Source organism: Thermococcus sp. LS1 (assembly GCF_012027395.1).
Taxonomy (GTDB): domain Archaea; phylum Methanobacteriota_B; class Thermococci; order Thermococcales; family Thermococcaceae; genus Thermococcus.
This window is the reverse complement of record NZ_SNUJ01000002.1, coordinates 45195-58066: the sequence shown is the minus strand read 5'-3', so window position 1 is coordinate 58066 and position 12872 is coordinate 45195. Positions and strand designations below refer to the sequence as shown.

Genomic DNA, 12872 nt, shown 5'->3' with positions numbered 1-12872 from the left:
AAACCAGCTGCAAGCCTTCTCCAAGCTGTTCGCATTCTCATAACCACCTTACCTGAAACACAAAGCATATAATCTGCTGGGCATATTTTCAATGACCATCTTAAAGCTCAGAGGGTGATAGGCATGGGAAAGCACTACCTGCCTAACTCAGCACATAAGGATGAAATGCTGAAGGAAATCGGGTTCAACTCAATTGAAGACCTCTTCTCCGACGTGCCCAAGGGTATGGTCAAGGAGTTCAACCTCCCCGAGGGCAGGAGCGAGTACGAGGTCTTTCTCGAGCTCAACGAAGTCCTCTCAAAGAACAAGACCGTCCTCGAAATGCCCAGCTTCCTTGGAGCGGGAACGTACTTCCACTATATTCCAGCTCATGTAAAATACCTAATCGAGAGGAGTGAGTTCCTCACCGCGTACACCCCATACCAGCCCGAGATAAGCCAGGGCATGCTCCAAGCGCTCTTCGAATACCAGAGCCTTATCGCGGAGCTCGTCGGCCTTCCGATAGTCAACTCTTCCATGTATGACTGGGGAACAGCCATGGCAGAAGCTGCCTTAATGAGCGCCCGTGTAACCAGAAAGAATAAGTTCGTGGTTCCAAAGCACATGAGCCCGGAGAAGAAGAAAGTCCTTCATACCTACACCGCCGGGCCGGGAGTTGAAATCGAGTACGTGAACTGGAATGAACGCGGCCAGCTCGACCTCGAGGAGCTCAAGGAGAAAGTAGAAGGAGCCGCCGGGGTTTACGTCGAGATGCCCAACTTCTTCGGTATTCTTGAAGAGGAGATTCAAGCTATAGGTGAGATAGCCCACGATGCCGGGGCGCTCTTCGTTGTGGGCGTTGATCCGACGATACTTGGCATAGTTGAGGCTCCTGGAGAGCTCGGTGCGGACATAGTCGTCGGCGAGGCCGCTTACTTTGGAAACCCAATGAATTTCGGGGGCCCAAGGGCCGGCATATTCGCCGTCAGGGACGACAAAAAGCTCATCCGCCAGATGCCGGGAAGGATAATAGGAATGACGAAAGATGCTGACGGAAAGCGTGCCTTCGTGATGACCCTCCAGACGAGGGAGCAGCACATAAGGAGGGCGAAGGCAACCTCCAATATCTGTTCAAACGAAGCTTTGGTTGCCGTTGCGGCCGCGATACACCTCGCGAGCCTCGGTCCAAGGGGATTGAGGGAACTTGGCGAGGTAATCCTCAAGAACACGGCCTATCTCAAGAAGCGCCTGAGTGAGGCCGCTGAGATTCCTTTTGAGGGCGTGAACTTCAAAGATATTCTCGTCCGCTTCGAGAAGTCTTACGAAGAAATACACGAGGTCCTCCTTGAGAGAAACATCCACGGCGGCTTCTACCTCAAGCCACACTTCCCAGAGCTTGGCGAGAGCGCCCTCTTTGCGGCAACTGAGACGACAAGGAAGGAATGGGTCGATGCCCTCATCGAGGTCCTTAAGGAGGTGGCCTGAATGTTCCGTCAGGCTAAGTGGGATGAACCGCTCATCTTCGAGCTTTCCCGTTCAGGTAGGGTCGGCTATACCCTTCCAAAGCCGATTGAGGATGTTGAGATAAAAGTTCCGGAAAAGCTCAAGCGCAAGAGCCCGCTCAACCTGCCAGAGCTTAGCGAACCGGAAGTCGTCAAGCACTATACAAGGCTCAGCGAGATGAACTACGGCGTTGACAGCGGCATATACCCACTCGGTTCATGTACTATGAAGTACAACCCAAAGATAAACGAGGAGATAGCCGGCCATCCGGGCGTTGCCTATGTCCACCCATACCAGGACGAGAGAACCATCCAGGGCGCTCTTAAGATAATGTGGGAGCTTGAAGGATGGCTTAAGGAAATCACCGGAATGGATCGCTTCACGCTACAGCCTGCCGCCGGAGCCAACGGCGAGTTCACCGGAGTTATGATAATCCGCGCCTACCACCTTGACCGTGGAGAAACGCAGAGGACTGAGATGCTAGTTCCAGACTCAGCGCACGGAACTAATCCCGCCTCAGCCGCCATGGCAGGTTTCAAAGTCATCGAGATCCCATCGAACGAGAACGGAACCGTTGATTTAGAAGCCCTCGAAAACGCCGTCAGCGAGAGGACTGCAGGTTTGATGCTTACCAATCCCAACACGCTCGGCATCTTCGAGGATGAGATACTTGAGATCGCCAAGATAGTTCACAAAGCTGGAGGCCTGCTCTATTACGATGGAGCAAACCTCAACGCCGTCCTCGGAAAGATAAGGCCCGGCGACATGGGCTTTGACATCGTCCACCTCAACCTCCACAAGACGTTCTCGACGCCCCACGGTGGCGGCGGTCCAGGAAGCGGCCCGGTTGGTGTCAAGGACTTCCTGAAGGACTACCTCCCGGTTCCGCTCGTTAGCTATGACGAGGAGAGCGGAAGGTACTACCTCGACTACAACGTGCCCAAGAGCATAGGGAAAGTTAAGGAGCTCTACGGCAACTTCGCGGTCATGGTAAGGGCCCTCACCTACCTTAAGATAATGGGAAGGGACGGGCTGAAGGAAGCCAGCGAGATAGCGGTTCTCAACGCCAACTACCTCACACAGAAGCTCAAAGGAACCCGCGGCTACGAGCTGCCGCACAAGGAGCTCAGAAAGCACGAGGTGGTCTTCAGCGCCGAGCCCATGAAGAAGGAGACCGGCGTTAAGGCCCTTGATGTTGCCAAGAGGCTCCTCGACTTCGGCATGCACGCGCCGACTATCTACTTCCCGCTGATAGTCCACGAGGCCCTCATGATAGAGCCAACCGAGACTGTGAGCAGGGAGGAGCTCGACGCCTACGTTGAGGCTCTCAAGAGGATAAGCGAAGAGGCCTACAGCAACCCCGAGCTCGTGAAGAGTGCACCACACAATACAGCGGTCAAGCGCGTGGATGATGTTCTAGCGGCGAAGAGGCCAATAATAACATGGCGCATGTACAGAGAGCTGAAGGAGAAGGGAGAAGTCGATATTTGATCTTTTTTGCCCCTTTCCACCATTTTCTGCATTCCACCTGGGATCCTTCTTACCTGGATTTGCACCGAAAGCTTAATAAATATGTAACAAATCACTTACATATGGGTGAAACAAATGGCAGAAGTGTTGGGAAAGTCCGGGTTCGTTTCGTACAGAGAAGTTATAGAGGAATATGAAGTTCCCATCAGAGGGTTCCTCTTCAAAGGAGAGAAGCTTGAGGGGATATACGTTAGAGGTGGCCTTCTCCCGGTGACGGAAGAGCCCCCCAAGGACATCAACGAGGACATCCTTAGGGGAAAGGCCAGGAAGAAGCTTCTAGTCAGGGAGATCAAATATAAGGGAGCCGAGATCATTGAGGTCTACATCCAGGACGGCTACAGAACGTGGCCAGTCTACGAGGCGAGCCTCGATGAGGCAAGCTGAGAAGATGGAGCCCCGGGCGGGATTTGAACCCGCGACCGGCGGATTACAAGTCCGCCGCCCCGCCAGGCTAGGCTACCGGGGCACGGTCTAAAGACCGAGGGGAGAAATATAAAGTTTTCGTAACCTTCACTAGACTCTTCTCAAGGTCTCGAAGATGAATCTTCATCCCCCATGGGCTCTGAAAAAGCCTACCGCAACCCTCACGAGACCACCGTAATCTTTATAAATCCACCCTGTATTCCCTACATTGGGTCGTGCCGCCGTAGCTTAGACGGTAGAGCGCTGGACTGTTAATCCAGTGGTCCCCGGTTCGAATCCGGGCGGCGGCGCCAGCAGTGGGCCCGTAGCTCAGCCTGGTCAGAGCGCGCGGCTCATAACCGCGTGGTCGGGGGTTCAAAGCCCCCCGGGCCCACCATTAGAAACTTTTCTGGCGAAAAGTTTCATCAAAGTTTGTATGTCGTTTTCTCAGTGCCAATTCTTGTGTGGTTTACTCTTGGGTTGCCACATTACATTGTTTCACTCAAAACGGCGCCCGGAGGGCGCCAAAAGGGAGTAGAAACTACTTGGGATTACCAATTTTAAACAGAAAACCAGTTGACACCGTGCAATTTTTAGGAAACATCCCAGCTAATCTAATGAAAGGTAACACTTCGATCAACCTTTGCTTGGCAAAGGTTGTTCGCCTGCGCGAAGTTTGATCAAATCTAGCAGGATAAAGCTTGTTTATCTACGTTGGAGTGCAAAACCCTAGTACTTCTCTAAATACTCCAATTTAAGAGCTAACTCCCGATTTAAAGCCTCAAACGCCCTCCGTTTCTTGCCAAAAACTGATCAATTTTTGGCCGTGTTTTGATTGAATATGGCAATTGATACCATAAAAAGCAAGCATGATGTCAATATTCTGCCACCAATAATGCCAAATCTCCAACAGATTCTAACCGTTTGGCCGTTTTCCCGGAAGTTTGAACCTCGAACCCACGCCGAGCCTTTATAAGTCTTTCTCAGTATTGGTGAACATACCAGTACACTAACGCCGCTTTTCGGCGCGAAAAACGGTTCTTAAACTTTTCGTAACCGATATAAACCCCTACAAGCCAGTTACCACTCGAAAAGCTTATATACCGAAACCCGCAGGTGGGAGGTAGTGGTAATCATTCTTAAAAAATGTTAAGGGGGCAATTCTCGGTGGCGGCGAAAAAAGAATTTGATATATTCACCCATGAGCTGGTTCCCGAGCACAGAATACTCAGTGAGGAGGAGAAGGCGGAGCTCCTCAGAAAGTACAGGATTAAGATTTCTCAGCTTCCGCAGATCAAGGCTTCGGACCCGGCTGTTGTCGCTCTCGGCGCTAAGCCTGGAGATGTTCTTGAGATCAAAAGGAAGAGCCCAACGGCGGGCTATTATTACTACTACCGCCTCGTGGTGGAGGACTGATTCTTGAGGTGAGACCATGAGAGGGCCGACCGTTGTAGATGTTACTCCCGACGATCTTTGGCTCGTTATGGAAGCTTACTGGAAGGAGAAGGGACTGGTTAGACAGCACCTTGACTCTTACAACGCATTCATAGACTACGGAATGCAGCAGGTTATAAACGAGTTCGGCGGCATAAAGCCGGACATTCCAGACTTCGAGGTCAAGTTCGGAAAGATTCGCCTTGGCGAGCCCGAGTTCCAGGAGGCCCAGGGGCAGAGGAAGCCGCTCTACCCAATGGACGCTCGTATAAGGAACCTGACTTACTCAGCTCCACTTTACCTCGAACTCATTCCCATCGTTAACGGCATCGCACAGGAGCCGGTTGAGGTTCGCATAGGTGAGCTCCCAATAATGCTCAAGTCAAAGGCCTGCAGGCTTTACGGCCTGAGCGATGAGGAGCTCATCAAGCTCGGCGAGGACCCGAAGGATCCCGGAGGATACTTTATCATCAACGGCTCCGAAAGGGTTATTGTCTCTATCGAAGACCTTGCCCCTAACAAGACCCTCGTCGAGAGAGACGAGAGGCAGAACAGAATTATAGCAAAGTGCTTCTCCTACAGGCACGGATACAGGGCTTTAATCACCGTTGAGAGGAGAAAGGATGGTATTCTCTACGTCAACATCCCGAACGTTCCGAGACCGGTTAAGTTCGTCTACGTCATGCGCGCCCTCGGTCTTGAGAGCGATAAGGAGATAGTTGAAGCGGTAAGCGACGACCCGAGGATACAGCAGGTCCTCTTCGACAACCTCGAAGATGCCAGCGACATAATGAGCAGGGAGGAGGCTCTGGACTACATCGGTAAGCTTGCTTTGCCGGGCCAGCCGAAGGAGTACAGGCTTAGAAGGGCCGAGCACATCATAGACAATAACCTCCTGCCTCACATGGGCGTCGAGGAGAAAGACAGGCGCGCCAAGGCCTACTACCTCGGCATGATGGCGCTTAGGGTCCTTGAGCTTTCCCTTGGCCTCCGTGGCGAGGACGACAAAGACCACTACGCCAACAAGAGGCTCAAGCTCGCCGGTGACCTCCTGAGAGATCTCTTCCGCGTCGCCTTCGGCCAGCTTGTTAAGGACATGCAGTACCAGATGACCAAGACTTACCAGAGGAAGGGCGAACGCTACACCTTTGAAAACATCCAGAGGTTCGTGAGGAACTCGATAAGACCGGACGTCCTCAGCGAGAGAATTGAACATGCCCTCGCGACCGGTGCCTGGCCTGGCGGAAGAACCGGTGTAAGCCAGCTTCTTGACAGAACCAACTACATGTCAACCCTTTCTCACCTCAGGCGTGTCACTTCTCCGCTCAGCAGGGATCAGCCCCACTTCGAAGCCCGTGATCTGCACGGAACCCACTGGGGCAGGATCTGTCCGACGGAAACGCCGGAAGGTCCAAACTGTGGTCTCGTCAAGAACCTGGCTTTGATGGCCCAGATAACCACCGGAATTCCTGAGGAGGAAGTTAGGGATTACCTTAGCAGGCTTGGCGTCGTTCCGATCGAGGAGAAGAGGCCGAGTCCAGAGCTCTGGCGTGTCTACCTCAATGGCGTTCTCATTGGAACAGTTGAGGACGGAGAGAGCCTCGTTAGCAGGATAAGAACCGACAGGAGAAGCGGAAGGATAAGCGACGTCATCAACGTGGCTATCTACCAGGATGAGGAGGTCAAGGAAATCTATGTCAACAGCGACGATGGTAGGGTGAGGAGGCCTCTTATCATAGTCGAGAACGGCGTTCCCAAGCTTACGAGAGAGCACGTCGAAGGCATAAAGAACGGAACGCTCACCTGGAGCGACTTCATAAAGATGGGCGTTATCGAGTATCTCGACGCCGAAGAGGAGGAGAACGCCTACGTTGCAACATGGCCGTGGGAAGTAACTGAAGAGCACACACACCTTGAGCTGATGCCTGCTGCCATACTTGGTATTCCAGCTTCGCTCGTTCCATATCCTGAGCACAACGCTGCCCCGCGTAACACCTACGGTGCAGGTATGGCCAAGCAGAGCCTCGGTCTCGGCTGGGCCAACTTCAGGATCCGTGTTGACACCCGCGGTCATCTCATGCACTATCCACAGGTTCCGCTCGTCAACTCAAGGATAATGAAGGCCGTCGGTTTCGAGGAGAGGCCAGCTGGTCAGAACTTCGTCGTCGCGGTGCTTAGCTACCAGGGATACAACATGGAGGATGCAGTCATAATGAACAAGGCCTCCATCGAGCGCGGCTTGGCCAGGAGCACATTCTTCAGAACCTACGAAGCTGAGGAGAAGCGTTACCTCGGTGGTCAGACCGACCGCTTTGAGGTTCCGGACCCGACCATACAGGGCTATCTTGGCGAGAAGTACTACAGACACCTCGATGAGGATGGTATAATCTTCCCCGAGTCAAAGGTTGAGGGTAAGGACGTCCTCGTCGGAAGGACCTCCCCGCCGAGGTTCCTTGAAGAGCAGAGCGGCCTCGGGGGAATAATCCTCCAGGAAAGGAGAGAAACTAGCGTCGCCGTCAGACCGAGCGAGAAGGGTATCGTTGATAAAGTCATAATCACCGAGACCGGCGACGGAACCAAGCTCGTCAAGGTCACCGTCAGGGACCTCAGGATTCCAGAGTTCGGAGACAAGTTCGCCTCAAGGCACGGTCAGAAGGGTGTTATAGGCCTCATTGTCCCGCAGGAAGACATGCCCTGGACCGAGAGCGGAATAGTGCCCGACCTCATAGTCAACCCGCACGGTATCCCATCCCGTATGACCGTCGGACAGCTCATAGAGGCCATAGGCGGAAAGGTGGCTTCACTCAAGGGAAGAAGAGTTGACGGTACCGCCTTCATTGGAGAGCCTGAGGAGAGGCTCAGGAAGGAGCTTGAGGAGCTCGGCTTCAAGCACAGCGGCAGGGAAGTCATGTACGATGGCATAACTGGAAGGCGCCTTGAGGCTGACATATTCGTCGGCGTCATCTACTACCAGAGGCTCCACCACATGGTCGCCGACAAGATGCACGCGAGGAGCAGGGGTCCGGTGCAGGTTCTCACCAAGCAGCCGACCGAGGGTAGGGCCAGGGAAGGTGGTCTCAGGTTCGGTGAGATGGAGCGTGACGTCCTCATCGGTCACGGCGCTGCAATGCTGCTCATAGAACGTCTCCTCGAGGAGAGCGACAAGACAGAGGTATGGGTCTGCGAGAGCTGTGGACATCTGGCCCTAGAGGATAAGCGCAGAGGAAAGGTCTACTGTCCAGTCTGTGGAGAGGAAGAAAAGATAAGCAAGGTAGAGATGAGCTACGCCTTCAAGCTGCTCCTCGATGAGCTGAAGGCGATGGGAATAAGGCCGTCTCTCAATATCGTTGACAGGGTGTGATTGCCATGCAGTCGATGAAAAAGGTCATCGGAAGTATTGAGTTCGGAATCCTCTCACCCCAGGAAATCAGGAAGATGAGCGCGGCCGAGATAACCGTTCCAGACACCTACGACGATGACGGTTACCCAATCGAAGGCGGCCTCATGGACAAAAGGCTGGGTGTCATTGACCCTGGACTCAGGTGTGAGACCTGTGGAGCGAGGGCTGGAGAGTGCCCCGGTCACTTCGGCCACGTTGAGCTTGCCAGGCCGATAATCCACGTCGGTTTCGCCAAGACCATCCACCGCGTCCTCGAGAGCACCTGTAGGGAGTGCGGAAGGATAAAGCTCACCGACGAGGAAATAGATGAGTACATGAGGAAGTTCGAGGTCATGGGCGACAGGAAGAAAGCCAAGGACAGGCTCATCAAGGAAATACACAAGAAAGCGAAGGAGAGAATGGTCTGCCCACACTGTGGTGCCCCGCAGTTCCCGATCAAGTTTGAGAGACCGACCATCTACTGGGAGCTCAGGAAGGACGAGGAGGGCAACGAGTACAAGCACAGAATGATGCCGAGCGAGGTCAGGGACAGGCTTGAGAAGATACCTGACAAAGACCTCCCGCTTCTCGGCCTGCACCCGGAGAAGGCCAGGCCGGAGTGGATGGTTCTCACCGTCCTTCCGGTTCCGCCGGTTACAATGAGACCGTCCATCACCCTCGAAAGCGGCATTAGGGCAGAGGACGACCTCACCCACAAGCTCGTCGACATAATCCGTATCAACAACAGACTCAAGTCCAACATCGAGGCCGGAGCTCCTCAGCTCATCATCGAGGACCTCTGGGACCTTCTCCAGTACCACGTCACTACATACATCAACAACGAGACCTCGGGAATTCCGCCGGCCAAGCACAAGAGCGGAAGGCCCCTCAAGACCCTCGCCCAGAGACTTAAGGGTAAGGAGGGCCGTTTCAGGGGCAACCTCAGCGGTAAGCGTGTCAACTTCTCTGCCCGTACCGTTATCAGCCCCGATCCTATGATAAGCATCAACGAGGTTGGTGTTCCGATAGCGGTAGCTATGGAACTCACCGTTCCCGAGAAGGTCACCGAGTTCAACTTTGAGAAGCTCAAGAAAATGGTTCTCAACGGGCCCGAGAAGTATCCTGGAGCTAACTACGTTATCGACCCCGAGGGAAGAAGAATCAGGCTTATGGAGAACAACCTCGAGCTCATCGCTGAGAAGCTCGACATAGGCTGGACGGTTGAGAGGCACCTCCTCGACGGCGACATAGTCCTCTTCAACAGGCAGCCGTCGCTGCACAGGATGTCCATCATGGCCCACCGCGTCAGAGTCATGCCCTACAAGACCTTCAGACTCAACCTTGCCGTCTGTCCACCCTACAACGCTGACTTCGACGGTGACGAGATGAACCTCCACGTGCCGCAGACGGAGGAAGCTCAGGCAGAGGCCAAGATACTCATGGAGGTCCAGAACCACATCATCTCGCCGCGTTACGGTGGCCCGCTCATAGCGGGAATACAGGATCACATCTCCGGCGGCTACCTCCTGACGCGCGAGGGAGCCTACTTCACCCGCTCAGAGGTCGAGCAGATGCTTATGTTTGCCGGCGTTGACGTGGACAAGCTCCCCAAGCCAGATAAGGTCGAGAACGGCGTTGAACTCTGGAGCGGAAAGACCATATTTTCCCTTCTCCTGCCCGAAGACCTGACCATCTGGTACAGGAACAAGCTCTGCGACGATCCAGAGCGCTGCGAGGCCCTTGAAAAGCTTATCGAGGAGAAGTTCATCCCGGACGAAGAGGAAGTGAGAAAGCTCGCCTATGATGGCTTCACATACATCCTCAACGGCAAGCTCCTCAGTGGTGTCGTTGACAAGAAGGCCTACGGAAGAGAGGATGGCAAGATACTCGACATCATCGTGAGGGAGTACGGCGTTGAGAGGGCTAGACAGTTCCTTGATCAGGTCACCAAGCTCGCCATATGGGTGATAACCCACAAGGGCTTCACGACTGCGATAGACGACGAAGACCTTCCGAGCGAGGCTCTCGACAGGATCAAGGAGATTATCCGCGAGGCTGAGGAGAGGGTTAACAGGCTCATAGAGGCCTACAAGAACGGTGAGCTCGAACCGCTGCCGGGTAAGACCCTTGAGGAGACCCTTGAGAGCAACATCATGGCCGTCCTTGCCGAGGCTCGTGACAACGCAGGTAAAGTCGCTGAGAAATACCTCGGTATGACCAACCACGCGGTCATCATGGCCAAGACCGGTGCGAGGGGTAAGATGCTCAACATCACCCAGATGGCTGCCATGCTCGGCCAGCAGTCCATCCGTGGTAAGCGTCTCTACCGTGGCTACCGCGGAAGGGTTCTGACCCACTTCAGGCCAGGTGACCTGGGAGCCAGGGCAAGGGGATTCGTCGTCAACTCCTACAAGAGCGGACTCACACCACAGGAGTACTTCTTCCACGCGATGGGTGGAAGGGAAGGTCTTGTCGATACCGCAGTCAGGACTGCCCAGAGCGGTTACATGCAGCGCAGGCTCATCAACGCCCTCCAAGACCTCAAGGTAGACTACGACGGAACCGTCAGAGATCCAACGGGCATCATCGTCCAGTTCAAGTACGGTGAGGATGGCGTTGACCCGATGAAGAGCTGGCAGGGCAAGACTGTGGATGTGGATAGGGTGATTGTGAGAACCCTGCTTAAGGTCAGGGGTAAGGGGTGAGAGAAATGGTTGCTGCCAAGACTATCAAGAGCCTCGTCGATAAGGCCGACCTCCCCGATAACATCAAGGAGGAGCTTTACAACAAGCTCATCGAGTACAACAAGAAGTACAAGCTCAAGAAGGCCGAAGTCGAGGCCATCATAGAGGAGACCGTTAAGGAGTATCAGAACGCACTCATCGAGCCTGGAGAGGCTATAGGAACCGTTGCCGCCCAGTCTATCGGTGAGCCCTCGACGCAGATGACTCTTAACACCTTCCACTACGCTGGTGTCGCAGAGATAAACGTTACCCTCGGTCTGCCGAGAATCATCGAGATTGTTGATGCCAGAAAGAACCCGTCCACTCCAATCATGACCGTCTACCTCGACGAAAAGCACAGATACGATAGGGAAAAGGCCCTCGAAGTTGCGAGGCGCATTGAGGGAACGACCCTTGAGAACCTCGCGAGGGAGATGAGCATCGACATCCTCAACTTTGAATTCATCGTTGAGATTGACCCGGAGAGGCTTGAGAAGAGTGGTCTCGACATGGAGAAGATTCAGAAGAAGCTGGAGAGCTCCTTCAAGAGCGCAGAATTCGAAGTGGACGGCTACACGCTCATTATGAGGCCCAAGAAGGTAACCAAGCTCTCTGACCTCAGAAGACTCTCCGAAAAGGTTAAAAAGCATCGCCTTAAGGGTCTCTCGGGCGTCGGAAAGACGATTATCAGGAAGGAAGGCGACGAGTACGTCATCTACACCGAGGGTTCCAACTTCAAGCAGATCCTCAAGGTTCCCGGCGTTGACCCGACGAGGACGAGGACGAACAACATCCACGAGATCGCCGAGGTGCTCGGAATTGAGGCTGCCAGAAACGCCATCATCGAGGAAATCGTCAACACGATGCGCGAGCAGGGTCTTGAGGTTGACGTCAGGCACATCATGCTCGTCGCCGATATGATGACGCTCGACGGCGTCATACTGCCTATAGGCAGGCACGGTATAGTTGGGGAGAAGGCCAGCGTGCTTGCCAGGGCCGCGTTCGAGATCACCACTCAGCACCTCTTCGAGGCCGCTGAGAGGGGTGAAACCGACCCGCTCAACGGTGTCGTTGAGAACGTCCTCATAGGACAGCCGGTTCCAGTCGGAACCGGAATCGTCAAACTGGCAATGAATCTCCCCCTGAGACCGAAAAGGGAGTAGGGAGGTGTGATTGATGGATCTAGCTTTCGAACTTAGGAAGGCTGACGAGACCGGAAAGATAATCAAGGGAGCTAAGAAGACCATCCAGCTCGCCAAGATGGGTGGAGCGAAGCTGATTATAGTGGCCAGAAACGCTAGGCCGGACATCAAGGAGGACATCTACTACTATGCCAAGCTCAGCGGCATTCCGGTTTACGAGTTCGAGGGAACCAGCGTCGAGCTCGGCACCATCCTCGGAAGGCCGCACACGGTTTCGGCTCTGGCAGTGGTAGACCCGGGTGAGAGCAAAATCCTGGCCCTCGGGGGTAAGGAGTAATGCCGCTCAAGCTCAACACTGATCAGATAAAATACATAGCCCTCTTCGAGAGCATGACGGGAGCTACAGTGCTCGACTGCCTCATTGACAGCAACAGGAACAGGCTCATCTACGTCATCAAGAAGGGCGAGATGGGACTTGCCCTCGGAAAGAAGGGAGCCAACGTCAAGCGCGTTCAGAACATGCTCGGAAAGGAGATAGAGCTAATCGAGCACTCGGAGAACCCCGAAGAGTTCCTGAGGAACATTTATAAGAGCCTCGGGGTAAAGGTTAAAAAAGTCCACATCACTGAAAAGAGGGATGGTAAGAAGGTCGCCCTCCTAGACATAGGCCCGCGCGAGAAGCCGCGCGCCATCGGAAGGGGCGGCCAGAACATCAACCTCGTGAAAGAGTTGATGGAGAGACACCACGGTATTCACGACGTGATCATAATTTGAGGTGAT

Annotated in this window: 9 protein-coding genes and 3 tRNA genes; 11 read left to right on the top strand and 1 reads right to left on the bottom strand. The window is 54.0% G+C overall.

Annotated elements, in window-relative coordinates; all coding sequences use genetic code 11:
* Window positions 1-123: 123 nt before the first annotated feature.
* The 3 genes from gcvPA to E3E26_RS04730 all read left to right on the top strand — a co-directional run bounded on the left by gcvPA (window position 124) and on the right by E3E26_RS04730 (window position 3396).
* Entirely contained in the window at window positions 124-1464 is a 1341-nt protein-coding gene (gene gcvPA / locus E3E26_RS04740; RefSeq protein ID WP_167900225.1) for an aminomethyl-transferring glycine dehydrogenase subunit GcvPA, read from the top strand.
* Entirely contained in the window at window positions 1465-2973 is a 1509-nt protein-coding gene (gene gcvPB, locus E3E26_RS04735) for an aminomethyl-transferring glycine dehydrogenase subunit GcvPB (RefSeq protein WP_167900224.1), read from the top strand.
* Between the two features lie 114 nt (window positions 2974-3087).
* Window positions 3088-3396 carry a hypothetical protein gene (locus E3E26_RS04730; protein ID WP_167900223.1) on the top strand — a complete coding sequence of 103 codons (309 nt, stop codon included), beginning with the start codon at window positions 3088-3090 and terminating at the stop codon, window positions 3394-3396.
* A 5-nt stretch (window positions 3397-3401) separates the two neighbouring features.
* On the opposite strand, the gene E3E26_RS04725 is transcribed toward E3E26_RS04730, so the two are convergent.
* Window positions 3402-3478 (bottom strand) — tRNA-Thr (locus tag E3E26_RS04725).
* 174 nt (window positions 3479-3652) lie between these two features.
* On the opposite strand from E3E26_RS04725, the gene E3E26_RS04720 reads away from it, so the two are divergent.
* From E3E26_RS04720 to E3E26_RS04685, 8 genes are all read left to right on the top strand, one after another.
* Window positions 3653-3728 (top strand) — tRNA-Asn (locus E3E26_RS04720).
* A 5-nt stretch (window positions 3729-3733) separates the two neighbouring features.
* Window positions 3734-3811, top strand: a tRNA-Ile gene (locus tag E3E26_RS04715).
* A gap of 770 nt (window positions 3812-4581) precedes the next feature.
* Window positions 4582-4830, top strand: coding sequence for a DNA-directed RNA polymerase subunit H (locus E3E26_RS04710; RefSeq protein WP_167900222.1), 249 nt, complete (start codon window positions 4582-4584; stop codon window positions 4828-4830).
* Window positions 4831-4846: 16 nt separating this feature from the next.
* A complete protein-coding gene (locus tag E3E26_RS04705) occupies window positions 4847-8209 on the top strand; it encodes a DNA-directed RNA polymerase subunit B (RefSeq protein WP_167900221.1) in 3363 nt (1120 codons plus the stop codon).
* 5 nt (window positions 8210-8214) lie between these two features.
* A complete protein-coding gene (locus tag E3E26_RS04700; protein ID WP_167900220.1) occupies window positions 8215-10932 on the top strand; it encodes a DNA-directed RNA polymerase subunit A' in 2718 nt (905 codons plus the stop codon).
* A 5-nt stretch (window positions 10933-10937) separates the two neighbouring features.
* Window positions 10938-12113: a DNA-directed RNA polymerase subunit A'' gene (gene rpoA2 / locus E3E26_RS04695; protein WP_167900687.1), complete on the top strand. Its 1176-nt coding sequence runs from the start codon at window positions 10938-10940 to the stop codon at window positions 12111-12113.
* Between the two features lie 13 nt (window positions 12114-12126).
* Window positions 12127-12429 carry a 50S ribosomal protein L30e gene (locus E3E26_RS04690; RefSeq protein WP_012571178.1) on the top strand — a complete coding sequence of 101 codons (303 nt, stop codon included), beginning with the start codon at window positions 12127-12129 and terminating at the stop codon, window positions 12427-12429.
* A complete protein-coding gene (locus E3E26_RS04685; RefSeq protein ID WP_167900219.1) occupies window positions 12429-12866 on the top strand; it encodes a NusA-like transcription termination signal-binding factor in 438 nt (145 codons plus the stop codon). Before E3E26_RS04690 ends, E3E26_RS04685 begins: the two co-directional genes overlap by 1 nt.
* Window positions 12867-12872 lie beyond the last annotated feature (6 nt).

Bases quoted from the DNA above. Each gene is read 5' to 3' on its own strand.
- E3E26_RS04730 (WP_167900223.1), top strand. From the start codon at position 3,088: ATGGCAGAAGTGTTGGGAAAGTCCGGGTTCGTTTCGTACAGAGAAGTT.
- E3E26_RS04690 (WP_012571178.1), top strand. From the start codon at position 12,127: ATGGATCTAGCTTTCGAACTTAGGAAGGCTGACGAGACCGGAAAGATA.
- E3E26_RS04685 (WP_167900219.1), top strand. From the start codon at position 12,429: ATGCCGCTCAAGCTCAACACTGATCAGATAAAATACATAGCCCTCTTC.
- rpoA2 (WP_167900687.1), top strand. From the start codon at position 10,938: ATGGTTGCTGCCAAGACTATCAAGAGCCTCGTCGATAAGGCCGACCTC.
- gcvPA (WP_167900225.1), top strand. From the start codon at position 124: ATGGGAAAGCACTACCTGCCTAACTCAGCACATAAGGATGAAATGCTG.
- gcvPB (WP_167900224.1), top strand. From the start codon at position 1,465: ATGTTCCGTCAGGCTAAGTGGGATGAACCGCTCATCTTCGAGCTTTCC.
- E3E26_RS04705 (WP_167900221.1), top strand. From the start codon at position 4,847: ATGAGAGGGCCGACCGTTGTAGATGTTACTCCCGACGATCTTTGGCTC.
- E3E26_RS04700 (WP_167900220.1), top strand. From the start codon at position 8,215: ATGCAGTCGATGAAAAAGGTCATCGGAAGTATTGAGTTCGGAATCCTC.